Raw genomic sequence first — 16,965 nt, 5'->3', positions numbered from 1 at the left:
CTTGAGTCAGAACTTACCTTGGAGTGTAAAATCTGCTATCCAGTCTGCCTGTTATGAAATAAGGAACAAGACGTAGAGCCTTCTTGTATCAAAATATGACCAAAAGTGATTTAATCAGACCTAGTTAACCTTTTGAGCGACACCATGAAATTCAATACCTCATTCATCCGAGCTTGCTACATGGGCGCCGTTTTCACTGGGGTGGAGCGAGTGTATGGCATCACGACAGAAGAACTCAATATACCTCAGGCCTTGATGGATGAGCCCATGGCACTTATTCCTTTCGGCCAAATTTGTATCTGGTTAGAGCGGCTAGAACAAGTCACTCAAGATCCAGCTTATATGTTGAAATTGGCCCAACACCTGGATTTTTCTCGTTTGAATGTTCCCGGCATCAGCTTTCTGGCAACCACAGACTTAGCAATGAGTGTGCGGCGCATCAACTATGGCATTGCCAGTTTTCAGTCCGGAGCCAGTTATTACATAATTCAGTCGGGGAAGATCATTAAGTGGTGTTACCGAAATCCCTATGCGTTCAATCAACACAAGACCCATGACTCGTTGCGAGTAGTCATCATGTTGTTCAATACATTGAAGCACTTTCTGGGGGATGAGTATCGGCCGCTACAGGTCCACATCAGTGGCCCCAAGGTAGGTAAACAGGACGCTGAATCTTTGTTTAATTGTCCCGTTATCTGGAATGCTCCTCAAACAGAGATCTGGATAGATACTGACGCCTTGGTACAGCAGTCTAGCGTGCCACTAGAGGAAAGTAGTACGATTTCCATGCCGCGAACTGTATTCGAGCAGTATCTGGATATGCCACAACCCCATGATACTCCCAAGGTGCTATTTGAGATGGTCAACTACGCCAGGTTCTATGGTCTACCCACGGTAGACAAGGTCGCAGCCTTGTTTAATATTTCTAGGCAACAACTGCAACGTAGATTGCTGCTCCATGGTTTTAATTTCACCAGCATTCGTGGTTATATTCTAAGTAATCAAGGGATCAAATATATGCTGGATGGTCGTTCTATCGAGGAGATTACTCTGTTACTCGGCTATGCCAATAAACAGAGTTTTAGTAAGGCATTTAAACGATTCAGAAACTGCACGCCCCAAGAATATTTAGCCAGAATAAAGCCGTAATAGCTCTCTATTTATGTGATTTGTCCTGCCATTGTTCTTCATGAATAAGCGAGTTCAGGCTCTGACGCTTAAGCCAGCCACGCTTCTCCAGCTCAGGTTGGTCATGGAAATGACTCACATACCCCAGACAGAGGTAGGCAATGGGTACTATATGTTCCGGGATACCTAAAGTCTGGTGTAATACATGATCGTGTATGATGCTCACCCAACCAACACCTATGTTCTCGGCGCGAGCGGCAAGCCATAAGTTCTGTACGGCACACACTGAGCTATAGAGGTCCATATCTAAATTAGCGGTACGGCCCAAGACCAGGGGACCGGTTCTTGTTCTATCGCAGGTGACGCAGATGCCGATCGGTGCCTCCTGAATCCCCTCAAGCTTGAGAGAACGATACTGCTCTTTACGCTCCCCCTCGAACAGCGCCTCAGCCTCTCTATTAGCCTGAATAAACCCTTGCTTCAATTTCTGCTTAGTCTCATCGCTTCTGACGATCACAAAATCCCAAGGCTGCATGAAACCTACGCTAGGCGCATGATGAGCCGCGGTAAGGATGCGCTTGAGTACATCATCCGGGATAGGAGTGGCCTCAAACTCGGCCCTGACATCACGACGATTAAAAATGGTTTTATAGACGGCATCACGCTCAGCTTGAGTTATCTTCAATAGAGGATCTTCTTTTGATTATTTTAATAGTCACTAAAAACAAACAGAGCCCATATAGGGCTCTGTTATTTGATGATTTGTAGCTAATACCGTCCCATATAAGTATCTGCTCAGTTCAGATACTGACTCGCAATGGTATTAGTTTAGCCAAACACAGGTAACAGATCTGCCATTGCCAGCAGATGGCAGGCTCCTGTGATGATGCCAAATAAGATCACTATGACGATCACGGGCGTGCCACCTGGCACTCTGAAGCCTTCATATTCCGGATACATCTTTCTCACGCGATGGGCCATCAAGGCAGGTACGATTGCCGCCCATATTGTTGCCGCAAGTGCAGCGAAGCCGATAGCAATCAGGAAGCCATCGGGGAAGAGCAAACCTAATACGGTGGGCGGAACAAATGTGACAGTAGCTGTCTTTAGACGCCCCGAGCGAGACTCGTCGAAACCAAACAGATCCGCCAAGTAATCGAACAGACCCAGAGTCACACCAAGGAAGGATGAGGCTACCGCTAAGTTTGCAAACAGGGTCAGCATACTGGTTAGCCAATCGCTGGCAATCACCCCAGATAAGGCTCCGACCAAGACCCCCATATTACCGCCCTGGGCTATGATGTCGACAAACTCACTTCTTGAGATATTGCCCATGGTCGCGACTAACCAGCAGACATAGATGACGAACGCTATCAGGGTACCTAAGACGATGGCCTTGATAATAGTAGCCGGATCTTTGCCATAATATTTAACCAGACTAGGCACATTACCGTGATAACCGAAGCTCACTAAACCGAACGGTAGCGCCGCCAGTAGATAAGGCAGATATGTCTTCTCACCATCTGGGTTAAATAACTTCACGGTATCGATATCGATCAGCAAATTACCTACGGCGAGGAAGAAGGTGATGATCATGCCACCCAGCATGATAGTGGTGATCCTATCTACCGCTTTGGTGCTGATAAATACCACAAATGCCAGACCTAAGGCGAATACTAGGCCAGCCGCGCTCTGTGGCAGCTTAATTCCGGCCGCCTCAAGACTATGATTAACTATGGATCCGCCACCACTGATATAAGCGTAGGCTAAGATATAAAGCACGAAGGCGATGGACAGACCATTCACAATCCGCCAAAAATTACCTAAGGTCTCGCGAGTCAGAGTATCGAAACTCGCTCCTGGCTCAAAATGTAGATTAGTCTCCAGTAATAACAGACCCGAAACCAACATACAGAACCATACGCAGATCAACATGGCTATCGAATAGCTAAACCACATTCCAGCACCGACCACTGGCAGAGAAAACATGCCAGCACCTACCGCGGTTCCGGCAATGATCATGGCTCCGCCAATAAGGGAACGACGCTCAGTCCCACTCTTAGCTGCATTCATATGGTTAGCCATTATGCTTTATGCTCCGCAGCGACACTATCTTCTATGGTCTGTCTCACGGATGAACGCAGCAAGCCATTGGCTCTCTGCCTAATCCGTTCAACATCTCCTCTCTTGTCACTATCTAATATGTAACCTAGCGCTTTTAGCTTGACGCTAAGGGCACCGTAAAGCTTCTTATCATAAAATTCCGGTGCAGTGATGCCATGGAGCGCACCCAGTCTTTGTGCCAATCTATGACTTTCGCCCTCGAGCTCGAAGCGCTCCATTAGGGGACGGGCAGCCAGCAAGTTAAATATGATGGCATAGCGTTGCATAGTTTCACTCACAGTACCTGCGAGCAGTAAGAGCTGGTTGATCTGGCTATCTACAGGCGTGAGGTATTCGGACTCGGTCACGAGTCCTTGTGCGATAAACAGATCCAAAATCTGGGAGACTCGAGTGTCTATGTCTTCGATCCCCATAAACAACTCGGCTTTAAGCAAGGGATAAAAATCTTTTACCGTAGCGATAATCTCATCTCTGGTGACATGCTCATGTTGAGTCAAACAGCTTGCTATTAGAGACGGAACAATCAGCAGGTGGATGATATTATTGCGATAATAGGTCATAGCCACTGCTATGCTGTCCTCTATCGAGATAATATCCCCTAGCGGGTCGCTATCTAGCTGTAGCTTCTTAAGATCTAAACCTTGTTGCACCAATAACTCACCATCGCCTTCCGGTACAGATGTGAACTCGGTATAGGGCAGATCTTTGAGTAATTTAAGATAGAGATCTAACTGCTTCACAAGCTGTGAACGCTCTAAGGCATGTTGCTCAGAAGCCAGTAAAACTAAGCTGGTCAGAGTCACAGAACTCACAGCTGCCGCATCATTAATGCTTGTCATCACTCGATTAGCTAAGGTATTCACCACAGGAGATAGCCACTTAGGACGTTGCTCTGGATCTTTAGCCATCTCCTCCTTCCAACCGGGTACTTCCTCGTCCAGATAGTTGTTCAGGGTAATGGGTTGACCAAAGTTCACATAACCTTGGCCAAAATCACCTAGCTTACGCAGTGCACCAAATAGCTGCCAAACAGATTCTTTCTTTTTCTTCTTGCCGCTGAGTTCTTTATGGTAAGTGGCGACCTCCATCACATGATCATAACCTAAGTACACAGGTACTAAGGTTACTGGTCTTTCCATGCCACGCAGCACACTATTAAGCGTCATGGCGATCATGCCAGTCTTAGGTGCGAGCAGACGTCCGGTGCGAGAACGTCCACCTTCGGTAAAGTATTCTACCGAGTAACCTTTGGTGAATAGCTGATCTAAATATTCACGGAAAACCACAGTGTAGAGCTTGTTACCTCTGAAACTACGACGTATGAAGAAGGCTCCGCCACGGCGGAACATAGGCCCTGCAGGCCAGAAATTGAGATTGATACCCGCAGCTATGTGCGGTGGAACCATGCCCTCGTAATAGAGAATATACGAGAGTAACAGGTAGTCCATATGACTACGGTGACAAGGCACGTAGATGATCTCATGACCATCATGATGCAGCTGCCTGATCTGCTCGGCGCCCTTGATATTGATGCCCTTGTAAAGCTTATTCCAAAGCCAGGTCAGGAAGCGCTCGGCTATTCGTACTAAGCTCTCGGAGTAATCCGCTGCAACTTCATCGAGATACTCCATCGCCTTAGCTTTGGCCTCGGCCTCGGAGATCTTCTTACTGGCTGCTTCCTCCTTAATCGCCTTCTTAAGGGACTCAGAATTTAACAGATCTTGGAATAACACCTGACGTTTAGGCAAAACAGGGCCAGTCATGACCTTACGTTGACGGCTAAAGTGAACTCGGGCAACACGAGCAAGCTTGTGAGCTATTCGCTTGTCGGTGCCATGCTCATCGGCCATGTGACGAATTGAGACGGCATTAGAAAATTGAACGAAATTATGCCTTCCCAGGAAGAGGATCATAAAACATTTTCGCAGCCAGGTTGGATTTTGTCGCTCGAGCACTGCGGCCTTCATGGTATCGTCTTCTTTACCTGGAGTACGTCCCCAGTAAAGACTGACCGGCACTAGCTGTATATCCAGTTCAGGCTTCTCTTTATGCACCTTCAACAGATCCATAAAGCTATTTAAGAAAAACTCATTGCTCTCTCTTTCACCGAATAGCGGCTTGGCACCTTCAAGGCATACGACTCTCGGCGTACGATCACCATCGACCACAAGTTCATCATAGGGACTTGGAAGTCTATATTTACCTGTGATTTCACTCAGGGCTGCGATGTCGCTGAGAGATTCAGTCTTCATCACATAAACCACAGGTTTATCTGGATCTAAATTGAGATCGGCGAAGGGGTCATGGGGCACAACTACAGTCTGCACCAGTTGTTTCTGAATCCAGCGTAAGGATTTATACCAAAGAGAGTCTTTTTTCGACATTGTTCTTATATAATATGAGTCTTCTTAATAACGGCATAGAATACCAGATAAAAGAGAGAACCCCCTAATCTAGTTGGCAAAAGCCATAATGAAGCCAGTTATACTGGTGAATGACTCAAAATATCAGCCAGATTTACTAATACCCTTACCTTTCAGAGGCAAAGACAGGGTATGACAAATAGCAATCCCAGATAATAAACTTGGTTAATCCTTGCACTGACCAAGATACTGTATATAATGACAGTTACTGTATAGAAAGACAGGATTAATCATGAGACCTTTGACACCAAGACAAGCCGAGATCCTAGAACTCATTAAGCGTAATATTATCGATACCGGCATGCCTCCGACTCGAGCTGAAATAGCCAAGCGCTTAGGCTTCAAGAGTGCCAATGCGGCCGAAGAACATCTGAAGGCCCTCGCCAAGAAAGGTTGCATCGAAATAATTCCCGGTACATCCCGCGGCATCCGACTCACTCAAGCAGCGGAACCCGAAGATTTAGGCTTACCATTGATAGGCCAGGTTGCAGCTGGTGAACCTATCCTTGCTCAGGAACATATAGAACAACATTATAAAGTTGATCCGGCTATGTTTCGCCCCAGTGCCGACTTTCTACTTAGGGTGCGCGGTGACAGTATGAAAAATATTGGCATTCTCGAAGGTGATCTGCTTGCGGTTCATAAGATTTCACAAGCAAAGAATGGCCAGATCGTAGTCGCTCGAGTGGAAGAGGATGTCACAGTAAAACGCTTCGAGAAAAAGGGCAGTATGGTCTATCTCCATGCAGAAAATGAAGACTATGCACCAATAGTGGTCGATCTCACCAGTCAGAGCCTGAGTATCGAAGGTCTGGCAGTCGGTGTTATCCGCAACGGCAGCTGGCAATAAATAGATAAGTCACTCATTGGCGAAGGAGCTTGGTAATGAAAAATATGATCGGAAATAGCCCTAGACACCCAGGTTTATGGACTAATCCACTTAACCAAGCGTCCATCGAACAAGAGTGTGGAAGTATCACCACGGTAACCAGCTACACTCAGGGCCGGGTGGAACTAAAACAAGTGAGTAATCAGCTTGCAACCTTGAGCCATCAGGGGCAATGGATCGTATTGATTAGTCCTCCCAATATAGGTTACAAGCAGATGTTAGCCGAAGCTGGAGTCAGGATGGACCGAGTCCTGCTGGTTCATGCTAAAGACGAAATCGAAACCTTATGGGCCATGGAAAAAGCGCTTATAAGTGGTACATCCAGTGCCGTTATCTGCTGGACTCAGGCCTTAGATTCACGTGACAATCGCCGACTAAAACTGGTAGAAAAAAGCGCACGCGCTTTAGGCATTGTCATCGAGGATGCGAATAATCACTTACACAGTAAGGCCCACACTCAAAGAGATACTCACTTCAGTCAGGCCAGTTTATTTGGATCTCTACACTAATCTAGAAATTGATTTAGCCTAAAACCTATTATTTAAGTCCCGCAAGGGACTTTTTTATGTCTGATTTTTATTCAAAATATTTCATAATTTAGCTAAAAGTGATCTTGATCAATATTTCAACACCAAGTAAGTTAGGGATATAACAACGATAATTTGTTATATCCAAACGATTTAGTAGTCGGCGTAGTAAAACCCTGCCATATGTACAAGGCCAGAAATTTACCTCGCTGAAATCGGTACTGATATATTCAGCCGTAGGTGCGAGTGTGGTTAACTCTGGTAGATAAGTAACTGCCAAACTAAAATAACAAGTGAACCGCCACTGCACTTTGAAGTCATCGTTGCTTTTTTGGGAACTGAAGAGTTTGCATAGAGCAGAGACTTACTGTGTGACTCTTCTTTGTCTTAATTTTTGACAGAGGAGAAGTCTAGTGAAGCGAGTGTTGTATAGTTTTCTGGCGTTGCTGTTTACGCCATACGTTTTGGCATCAGGAATGCCCTTTAATATGACAAAGGGCGTTACGGATATCAGTGGACAGGTATACAACCTGCACATGATCATTCTGTATATCTGTTGCGCCATCGGTGTCGTGGTTTTCGGAGTGATGATCTATTCCATGATCAATCACAGAAAGTCTAAGGGTGCCGTAGCAGCCAATTTCCACGAAAGTACTAAGGTCGAGATAGCCTGGACCATTACACCTTTCATCATACTCATAGCTATGGCTATTCCGGCGACTAAGACCTTAGTTGCCATGGAAGACTCTAGTGATGCTGACATCACCATCAAGATCACTGGCTCTCAATGGAAATGGCATTACAGCTATTTCGATCAAGATATAGAATTCTATAGCTTACTCTCGACCCCGCGAGAACAGATAGAAGGCACCGAGGAGAAGGGAGAAAACTATCTCCTCGAGGTCGATAAGCCCTTGGTCCTCCCCATCAATAAGAAAGTTCGCTTCCTGATGACATCAGAAGATGTGATCCATTCCTGGTGGATCCCCGCATTCGCCGTCAAGAAAGACGCGAATCCAGGTTTCATCAATGAAGCATGGACTCGTATCGATATCCCAGGTACCTATCGTGGCCAATGTGCCGAACTCTGCGGCAAAGATCACGGCTTCATGCCAATCGTGGTCGAGGCTCTGAGCCAAGCCGACTTCGACATCTGGGTCGCCGAACAAAAAAATCAAGCCAGCGCCGCCGCTGCAGAGGCTGAAGCCTCCTTGAGTCAATCCCTCTCCATGGATGAGCTAATGGCCCAAGGTGAACAGGTGTACATGTCTCGATGTGCCGCATGTCACCAGCCTAACGGCATGGGTTTACCCGGCGTATTCCCTCCAATGAAAGGCAGCCCAATCACCACTGGACCATTAATGGATCATCTGGAGATCGTTATCAATGGTAAGGCGGGCACTGCTATGCAGGCTTTTGGGAAGCAATTAACCGCGCAAGAGATTGCCGCAGTGATTACTTATGAACGTAACGCATGGGACAACAACACAGGCGATACGGTTCAGGCAGCTGATGTCAGTCAGCATGGCCAATAGGGAGGCAATATGAATACTTTAACCCGCGATGCGGAACCCAATATGGAAGTTGGTCAGGTCGAAGAGACCAAGGATCACCAAGATGAGCATCATCAACAGCACCCCTCGGGGATTAAACGTTGGCTGTTCACTACCAACCACAAAGACATAGGCACACTCTACCTCTGGTTCAGTTTTATCATGTTCCTCACCGGTGGGGCCATGGCTATGGTGATACGCGCCGAGCTATTTCAACCAGGATTACAGCTGGTAGAACCAAACTTTTTTAATCAGATGACCACAGTCCACGGACTGATCATGGTGTTTGGCGCCGTTATGCCAGCCTTCACTGGCCTGGCAAACTGGCTGATACCTATGATGATAGGCGCGCCGGACATGGCGCTACCCAGAATGAACAACTGGAGTTTTTGGATCTTACCCTTTGCCTTCGCCATCCTGCTGAGCTCGCTGTTTATGGAAGGTGGTGGACCTAACTTTGGCTGGACCTTCTACGCACCACTGTCGACCACTTACAGCCCCGACAGCACGGCGCTATTTGTCTTCTCTATCCATATCATGGGGATTAGCTCCATCATGGGAGCGATCAACGTGATCGTCACCATAGTGAACATGCGCGCTCCGGGTATGACATGGATGAAGTTGCCACTTTTTGTCTGGACCTGGTTGATCACCGCTTTCCTGTTAATTGCCGTGATGCCGGTACTGGCTGGCACTGTGACCATGGTGCTAACAGATAAATACTTCGGCACCAGCTTCTTCGATGCCGCGGGTGGCGGCGACCCTGTGATGTTCCAGCATATCTTCTGGTTCTTCGGTCATCCCGAAGTTTACATCATGATCTTACCCTCTTTCGGTATCATCTCGGCCATAGTGCCAACGTTCAGCCGTAAGAGACTATTTGGTTATTCCTCTATGGTTTACGCCACCTCGAGCATAGCAATCCTGTCGTTTCTTGTATGGGCACACCACATGTTCACCACAGGTATGCCGGTATTCGCCGAGCTATTCTTCATGTATTGCACCATGTTGATCGCGGTGCCCACCGGGGTGAAAGTGTTCAACTGGGTGGCAACCATGTGGCGAGGCTCCCTCACCTTCGAGACCCCCATGCTGTTTGCTATCGCCTTCATCATACTCTTCACCATAGGTGGCTTCTCGGGCCTGATGCTTGCCATCACCCCGGCAGACTTCCAATACCATGATACGTATTTCGTGGTGGCACATTTCCACTACGTGCTGGTGACAGGCGCCATCTTCTCCATCATGGCTGCCGCCTATTACTGGCTGCCTAAATGGACCGGCAACATGTATGACGAGAGGTTAGGCAAGATACATTTCTGGTGTTCGGTAATATCGGTCAATGTACTCTTCTTCCCTATGCATTTCTTAGGCTTAGCAGGTATGCCAAGGCGTATACCAGATTATGCGGTGCAATTTGCCGATGTTAACCAGATAGTCTCCATAGGCGGTTTCGCCTTCGGACTGTCTCAGTTTATCTTCCTAGCGCTGGTCATCAAGTGTATACGCGGTGGCGAAAAAGCGGCGGCGAAACCTTGGGAAGGCGCCGAAGGTTTGGAATGGACACTGCCTAGTCCGGCTCCCTATCACTCATTTACTACACCACCCGAGATAAAGTAGATATGAGCAATAACCAGGGCAAGTCTAATCGAAAACTCATCGGCATGCTGATTGCTGGTGCCGTGGGCATGTTCGGCTTCGGCTTCGCCTTGGTGCCCTTATACGATGTGCTTTGTGAGCAGTTGGGCATCAATGGCAAAACCCAGAACAGCGCCAGCACTTACAAGCCAATCACAATCGATAAGAATCGAACCATTACCATAGAATTTATGGCGCAGATCCAAAGTGATATGCCCTGGGAATTTAAGCCTGAAGTCAAACGTATGCAGGTGCACCCCGGAGAGCTAATTCGCACTAATTTCACTGCGAAAAACCTGTCTCTAAAGGATACCATTGGCCAGGCCATCCCTTCGGTCTCACCTGGACAGGGAGCCGCTTACTTCAATAAAACCGAGTGTTTCTGCTTCAACCAGCAGAGACTAATGGCCAAAGAAAGCGCCGAGCTGCCACTTATTTTCTTCGTGGATCCGGATCTTCCCGATTCCATAAAAACATTAACTCTCTCTTACACCCTCTACAACATCACCGACCGTGGTTATGTCGGCTCTGTTGAGCAAGGAGCAGCAAGATGACAACTAAGCACGAACACTATTACGTTCCCGCACAGAGTGCGTGGCCCATCATAGGGGCGGTAGGATTATTCCTTATCGCATTTGGCGCCGGTAGTTATGTACAACAACTCAAAACCGGTGGCGGCAGTGGCGGAATAATCTTACTCACAGGTGTAGCCGTCATTATATTTATGATCTTTGGCTGGTTTAGAACCGTTATAGCCGAATCGATGAGCGGCCTCTATTCAAAGCAGATGGACAGATCTTTTCGCCAAGGAATGAGCTGGTTTATCTTCTCGGAGGTGATGTTCTTCGGTGCATTTTTTGGTGCCTTGCTTTACGCCAGAATGATTGCCGTGCCTTGGCTAGGTGGCGATTCTAATAATGCCATGACCAATGAAGTTCTCTGGCCTGGGTTTGAAGCCATCTGGCCATTATTAACCACACCCGATGGCACAAAAACTGAGGCCATGCCTTGGACTGGCTTGCCCCTGTATAACACTATAATCCTCCTCACATCATCTGTGACTCTGCATATGGCTCACGTGAGCCTGGAGAAAGGTAAACGCTCGGCAATCACGGTTTGGCTGGGTATCACCATCTTACTGGGCATGAGTTTCCTGACCTTACAAGTCGAAGAGTATATTCACGCCTATCAGGAGATGGGATTAACCTTGGCTTCTGGTGTTTACGGTAATACTTTCTTCCTCTTAACTGGCTTCCACGGTATGCACGTTACCCTAGGAACAGTATTCCTGATCGTGTTGTTTATGCGAGTCTTGAAGGGACACTTTACCCCAGATAAGCATTTTGCCTTCCAGGCGGGAAGTTGGTACTGGCACTTTGTCGACGTAGTTTGGTTGTGTTTATTTATCTTCGTCTACGTCCTCTGATCTAGGTCATAGAATATTGGCATTGCGTCCGATTTTATTGTCGAGATCACCTAGTTAGTAAGGTCTTGGGTTTGGGGTGATCACCCCTGAGCCCAATGCCACCAAGATGAACAAGACCACCAGCACAGAAAAGATGACCCGGCGTCCCAGGAAATGACTCGCAGGCGTCTCACTCTCACCTTTCACCAAGATAAACAGGGCTCGGGCCAGATTAAACATAATGAACAGCAGTAGCAGTACTAAGACGATTTTAAAGATAATTAATAGATTCATCGGTTATCCTCACATTGAGTCATGTGGCTCTAGGGCCTTGTTGGCTATTGCTACTCTGGAGCTGTTTATCCATTTGGTCAAGTTAGGTTTTTGCAACTTAGGTGTCATCAGAAAACACAGGAGAGAAAATAATGACTAGCCTCTCTCGACGCAGAAACACATATTTATGGGCCAAGCTATGTGCTCGCTAGCTAGGTGTCTTATCTTAGCCGAGTCAGGTTTTTTGCATCTTAGATATCATCAGAAAACACAAGTGAGAAAATAATGACTAGCCTCTCTCGGCGCAGAAACACATATCTATGGGCCACCAGAGCAGCATCAGCTATCTGCTCACTAGCTATGTTTATCATCTTAGCCGAGTCAGGTTTTTTGCATCTTAGATATCGTCAGAAAACACAGGTGAGAAAATAATGGCTAAGCTCTCTCGGCGCAGAAACACATATCTATGGGCCACCAGAGCAGCATCAGCTACGGCCTCCGTCATTATGTTTCTCATCTTAGTGAAGCTTGGGTTTTGGCAACTCGATCGTGCAGAGATGAAGGAGCAGTGGCAAGCAGAGTTGACCCATCGCCAATCATCTGCACCGCTCACATATGCACAACTGCTTACATTCCCCGCTGCTAAGCAGGTCACAGGTTACCGTCTCTCGGTACGGGCATCTCCCGCTATGAGTAAAATATTCCTGCTGGATAACCAGGTCTTTAACGGAAGGGTGGGATATCTGGCGTTGCAGCCCATGCAGATAGCTGCCGAAGGCCCTTGGATATTAGTCGAGCTTGGCTTCGTTGCTGCGGGGTTAGATCGAAGAATACTGCCTGATGTCGATGTTATTACAACAAAAGTCAGCCTGAATGGTCGCTTGTATCAGAGACAGGCTAATCCTATGAGCTCGGCATTAATGCCTGAAGCCGGCTGGCCCAAACGTATCCAAAACCTTAATCTTGACGCGATTAGCCAGCTATTGGGCAAGCCTTTAGCTCCTGGGGTATTGCAGCCTGATCGCCTCGATGGAATTGACTTACCCCACCCCTGGAGCCCAATACCCCTGTCATCTCAGAAACACAGAGGCTATGCCCTACAGTGGTTTTCCATGGCCCTGGCTTTTGCCCTGCTTATTTTATATTTCATCTATAGTCGGAGATCTAAAACTCTAACAAAACAACAAGATGAATCGATAAAGAATAATAATCCTCATCGGACCAATATTGATGCAATGACAGTTGCCAATGTAAACAAGACCAAGTAGGTTAGAGATTAAGCAGTAAAAACTTCTATCCATAAGAAGTGACAAACAAATATGCGTTTCCTAGCCGTCTCGGGAAACAGGATGAGCATGACTCATATGAATTTTATTCGCCTACACAGGCGTTCATATGGGCTTTCTTAGGAGAGAGTATGAACTCCCCCAAAAAGAGCGGCGCTAAACCTTTAATCTTACTTTTCTTAGTCTTCGTCCTGCCTGTGGCTGCGGCTAAAATCGTGCTCAGCTTAGATCTCTATCAAGGCGGCGCCACCAACAAGGGAAAACTACTCCCTGTCGGCACTAGCTACCTGAGCCTTAAGATGGACAATCCTAAGCCTAGAGAGTGGCAACTCCTCTACCTACTGCCAAACAAGTGTGACCAGCAATGCCAAGATCATCTCTATATTCTGCAACAGAGCCATATCGCCCTTGGCCGGGATCAAGACAGAGTTCACACCTTAATTTTACTGAGCCAAGATAGCGATACCCATGCTCTTGCTTCATATAGCTTCGAGACGGCTAAGGCCAATGACGCCATGATTAAAATGCTGGATCGCCAGCAGATGATAGTCGTAGATCCACTAGGCAGTCTGGTCATGGAATATCCTGCGGTTAACGGCATAGACAAGCAGATCATGCAGGGGAAATCACTGGTCGCAGACTTAAGAAAGATGCTGAAACTGTCGAGACTTGGCTGATGGGGATTCAAAACCTACTCAGAGTCACCCTTGTCTTCACTCTCTGCGTCATTTTAATGGGGGCATATACCCGATTATCCGATGCAGGCCTAGGTTGTCCCGATTGGCCCGGTTGCTATGGCATGATGAAGGTCCCCAGCCAACACAGTGAACTGATGCAGGCACAGGACGCCTTCCCTGGACAGGAAGTTGAGCCCAAGAAAGCTTGGTTAGAGATGATCCACAGATATATCGCCGGAGCCCTGGGATTACTGGTGCTGATTATCTTCATTCTTTGTTTAAAAAAGCTAGATGCCCCCAAGAAGCTACCGACATTCATCGCCATCTTGATCCTATTTCAAGCCGCATTAGGGATGTGGACAGTCACCATGAAGCTCATGCCGATTGTGGTCATGTCTCATCTCATCGGCGGCTTCGCCTTAATTTCCCTGTTACTCCTACTCTATCTCAGGACTAAGCCACTGAGGATCCCTGGAGGAGACTTTGTCGCTAGAAGACTGGCACCATTAGCCTTAACAGGCATGGGGGTCTTAATTTTACAGATCATACTCGGCGGCTGGACCTCATCAAACTATGCGGCCCTAGCCTGTACTTCACTGCCTATCTGCGAAGGCAACTGGTATCAGAATTTACAGCCGGCTCAGGCCTTTAATCCGTTTCAAGGCACCCACGAGACCTATGAATTTGGCGTACTCGACTATTATTCACGTATGACCATACATGTTGCCCATAGATTTGGCGCGATATTGACCACAGGTATCTTGCTCTGGCTGGCCTATAAGCTTTTTACTCAGTCTCAGTCGGCACTGTTGAAGCGAGCATCACTGGTCTTGACCGGTTTAGTCGTACTGCAAGTAGCACTGGGGATCAGCAATGTAGTCTTGCACTTGCCCTTGGGCATAGCCGTTTCTCACAATGGCGGAGCAGCCATCTTGCTACTGACATTAGTGTTTATCAACTACGCCCTGTGGCGAAAAGCCTAAATAACAAGCCATAAGACACGACAAGCATAATAATTTTAAGGGCGTAAAGCCTCAGCGAGGGAAAAGCCATGGCAAAACCACTTTCAATTTCAGCAACTGAACCTAAGACCCATAACGAATCGCTTCAGTGGCGCGCATATTATGAGATGACCAAGCCTAAGGTGGTCGCACTCATGTTACTCACGGTTTTAGTCGGTATGTGTCTGGCGGTGCCAGGCTCTGTGCCTCTACAGCCCTTAATTATTGGCATGCTAGGTATAGGTATGATGGCCGGTGCTGCAGCAGCTTTTAACCACCTAATCGATCGACGCATAGACGGCCTGATGGCCCGTACCTATAATCGCCCCCTGCCCAAGGGGCGCATCTCTATCACTAAGGCTCTCATCTTCTCCTTTAGCCTAGCTCTTTTAGGCTTCGCCTTGCTCTACACCTTAGTCAATGAGCTCACCGCCTGGCTCACCTTTGCCAGTCTCGTGGGATATGCCATCATCTATACCACATACCTCAAGCGTGCCACGCCACAAAATATCGTAGTCGGAGGACTCGCGGGAGCCATGCCACCACTCCTTGGCTGGACAGCCATAACCGGAGAGTTTCACGGCCATGCGCTGCTATTAGTGATCATCATCTTCACCTGGACCCCACCACACTTCTGGGCTCTGGCCATTCACAGGAGAGCGGAATACGCCAAGGTCGATATCCCTATGCTGCCAGTGACCCATGGCGTCGAGTTCACTAAGACCTGTATCTTGCTCTATACCTTGCTGCTTGCTATCGCCTGCTTACTGCCCGTTATCGTGGGAATGTGCGGTCCCATCTATCTGGTGGGTTCGACAATATTAAGCTGCGGCTTCATCTATAAGGCATGGGAGCTTAAATATGATGACAAGCCTGGACTGGCAATGCAGGTTTTTCGCTTCTCCATCTATCATCTGATGATCTTATTTATTGTGCTCTTGGTGGATCACTATCTCTGGGTATAGGTCTGGGATTATTAAATAAATCCCTTGATTTTATGCAGATCACACCTTGAAAATGGAGATATCAGATATGGCAAAGACGTTTAGGATAATCGCCGTCGCCCTGCTAGGTTTAGTCCTACTCGGCCTCGGAGGTGTGATCTCAGTTCAGCAGCAAAAGAGCAAGCAGACCAATGCAATAATCACTTCAATGCAGGACACTGAATTGGATCTTGCCACTAGCTTCGTGTTTCCAATAGCAAAACCTTTGGCCCCTTTCTCTCTCACGGATCAAGATGGCAATGCCTTTACCAATAGCCAGCTAAACAATAAATGGAGCCTATTCTTTATAGGCTATACCTCTTGCCCGGATGTCTGCCCAACTACCATGGGTAAACTCACCGCCGCTTACCCCAAATTGCTAGAAAATGCCGATCTACAAGTGGTTTTCCTCTCCGTGGACCCTCAGAGAGACACTCGAGCTAAGCTATTCAGCTATATGAACTTCTTCAACCCTGAATTTATCGCCATCACAGGAGGCCATGGGCAACTCTTCCCACTCACTCGAGATCTAGGATTCGTCTATGCCATGGTCGGCGATGGAGAAGACTATCAAGTAGACCACAGTGCATCTATGGCACTGATATCACCCGATGGTAGTAAAGTAGCCATAATAAAGCCTAAGTCCTCGGCTCCTGGGAAGCTGCCACAGATCTTAAACAAGCACTTGATTACTGATATTCAAACCATAATCGCCAATTATAAGCCAGCTCCTAGGAGCTAGAAGCTAAGAGTTAGTTACTCAGAAATATTCTCCCCAATAATCAATATCTAATGACACGACTTATCTAGTAATCCAGCACCTAATCCCAGAGTTAACTTAGCCATTTTGTAACTAAAAATATTCGCAAAACCTAGGTAAAAATTTCGATCCCCCAAGTAAAAACACACTCAACGAACAAGAATAAAGCGCGTTAATACAATGTGATAGGAGTATAACTTGACAGATTGCTTGGCGACGACTATCTAGCCAACATGACATATTCCTTTCCTGTTAGCCGCGAACTTATTTCTCGGTTAAATATTCAAAAAAACATCAA

General features: G+C 47.2%; 15 protein-coding genes and 1 pseudogene. 12 read left to right on the top strand and 4 right to left on the bottom strand.

The genetic code is table 11. The features are described from left to right. Positions 1-144 precede the first annotated feature (144 nt). Positions 145-1,149, top strand: a complete 1,005-nt coding sequence (locus SVI_RS00920; protein ID WP_013049483.1) for an AraC family transcriptional regulator — start codon at positions 145-147, stop codon at positions 1,147-1,149. Between the two features lie 7 nt (positions 1,150-1,156). On the opposite strand, the gene bluB is transcribed toward SVI_RS00920, so the two are convergent. The 3 genes from bluB to plsB all read right to left on the bottom strand — a co-directional run bounded on the left by bluB (position 1,157) and on the right by plsB (position 5,636). Then, positions 1,157-1,813, bottom strand: a complete 657-nt coding sequence (bluB, locus tag SVI_RS00915) for a 5,6-dimethylbenzimidazole synthase (RefSeq protein WP_013049482.1) — start codon at positions 1,811-1,813, stop codon at positions 1,157-1,159. Between the two features lie 143 nt (positions 1,814-1,956). Then, on the bottom strand, positions 1,957-3,213 hold the full coding sequence (gene mtr, locus SVI_RS00910; protein ID WP_041419549.1) for a tryptophan permease: 1,257 nt from the start codon (positions 3,211-3,213) through the stop codon (positions 1,957-1,959). Next, positions 3,213-5,636 carry a glycerol-3-phosphate 1-O-acyltransferase PlsB gene (gene plsB, locus SVI_RS00905; protein ID WP_013049480.1) on the bottom strand — a complete coding sequence of 808 codons (2,424 nt, stop codon included), beginning with the start codon at positions 5,634-5,636 and terminating at the stop codon, positions 3,213-3,215. The genes mtr and plsB overlap by 1 nt, the downstream gene beginning before the upstream one ends. Positions 5,637-5,907: 271 nt before the next feature. Between plsB and lexA the strand changes: the two genes are divergently transcribed. The 6 genes and pseudogenes from lexA (at position 5,908) to SVI_RS00875 (ending at position 11,708) form a co-directional block, all read left to right on the top strand. After that, the gene (gene lexA, locus SVI_RS00900) at positions 5,908-6,525 is read left to right on the top strand and encodes a transcriptional repressor LexA (RefSeq protein WP_013049479.1); all 618 of its coding nucleotides are present in this window, start codon (positions 5,908-5,910) and stop codon (positions 6,523-6,525) included. 35 nt (positions 6,526-6,560) lie between these two features. Further along, positions 6,561-7,073: a cell division inhibitor SulA gene (locus SVI_RS00895; protein ID WP_041419548.1), complete on the top strand. Its 513-nt coding sequence runs from the start codon at positions 6,561-6,563 to the stop codon at positions 7,071-7,073. 431 nt (positions 7,074-7,504) lie between these two features. Continuing rightward, positions 7,505-8,617 (top strand): annotated as a pseudogene (coxB, locus tag SVI_RS00890) (cytochrome c oxidase subunit II); the annotation flags it as partial. A 51-nt stretch (positions 8,618-8,668) separates the two neighbouring features. Continuing rightward, positions 8,669-10,264 carry a cytochrome c oxidase subunit I gene (gene ctaD / locus SVI_RS00885; protein WP_013049476.1) on the top strand — a complete coding sequence of 532 codons (1,596 nt, stop codon included), beginning with the start codon at positions 8,669-8,671 and terminating at the stop codon, positions 10,262-10,264. Between the two features lie 2 nt (positions 10,265-10,266). Next, positions 10,267-10,836: a cytochrome c oxidase assembly protein gene (locus SVI_RS00880; protein WP_013049475.1), complete on the top strand. Its 570-nt coding sequence runs from the start codon at positions 10,267-10,269 to the stop codon at positions 10,834-10,836. After that, positions 10,833-11,708: a cytochrome c oxidase subunit 3 gene (locus SVI_RS00875; protein WP_013049474.1), complete on the top strand. Its 876-nt coding sequence runs from the start codon at positions 10,833-10,835 to the stop codon at positions 11,706-11,708. Before SVI_RS00880 ends, SVI_RS00875 begins: the two co-directional genes overlap by 4 nt. A 54-nt stretch (positions 11,709-11,762) precedes the next feature. Here the strand turns inward: SVI_RS00875 and SVI_RS00870 are convergent, their stop codons facing one another. Further along, positions 11,763-11,981, bottom strand: a complete 219-nt coding sequence (locus tag SVI_RS00870; protein WP_013049473.1) for a DUF2909 domain-containing protein — start codon at positions 11,979-11,981, stop codon at positions 11,763-11,765. A gap of 410 nt (positions 11,982-12,391) precedes the next feature. Between SVI_RS00870 and SVI_RS00865 the strand changes: the two genes are divergently transcribed. The 5 genes from SVI_RS00865 (at position 12,392) to SVI_RS00845 (ending at position 16,649) form a co-directional block, all read left to right on the top strand. After that, positions 12,392-13,228 (top strand): SURF1 family protein, encoded by an 837-nt coding sequence (locus SVI_RS00865; RefSeq protein WP_013049471.1) that lies wholly within the window; start codon positions 12,392-12,394, stop codon positions 13,226-13,228. A gap of 149 nt (positions 13,229-13,377) precedes the next feature. Next, positions 13,378-13,923, top strand: a complete 546-nt coding sequence (locus SVI_RS00860) for a hypothetical protein (RefSeq protein WP_013049470.1) — start codon at positions 13,378-13,380, stop codon at positions 13,921-13,923. Beyond that, a complete protein-coding gene (locus SVI_RS00855) occupies positions 13,923-14,906 on the top strand; it encodes a COX15/CtaA family protein (RefSeq protein WP_013049469.1) in 984 nt (327 codons plus the stop codon). Before SVI_RS00860 ends, SVI_RS00855 begins: the two co-directional genes overlap by 1 nt. A gap of 68 nt (positions 14,907-14,974) precedes the next feature. Further along, positions 14,975-15,889: a heme o synthase gene (gene cyoE / locus SVI_RS00850; protein WP_013049468.1), complete on the top strand. Its 915-nt coding sequence runs from the start codon at positions 14,975-14,977 to the stop codon at positions 15,887-15,889. Between the two features lie 67 nt (positions 15,890-15,956). Beyond that, positions 15,957-16,649 (top strand): SCO family protein, encoded by a 693-nt coding sequence (locus SVI_RS00845; RefSeq protein WP_013049467.1) that lies wholly within the window; start codon positions 15,957-15,959, stop codon positions 16,647-16,649. Positions 16,650-16,965 lie beyond the last annotated feature (316 nt).

The organism is Shewanella violacea DSS12 (genome assembly GCF_000091325.1).
Lineage (GTDB): Bacteria > Pseudomonadota > Gammaproteobacteria > Enterobacterales > Shewanellaceae > Shewanella > Shewanella violacea.
Note: the sequence above shows the minus strand (reverse complement) of the source record. Positions and strands in the feature narration are given on the sequence as shown.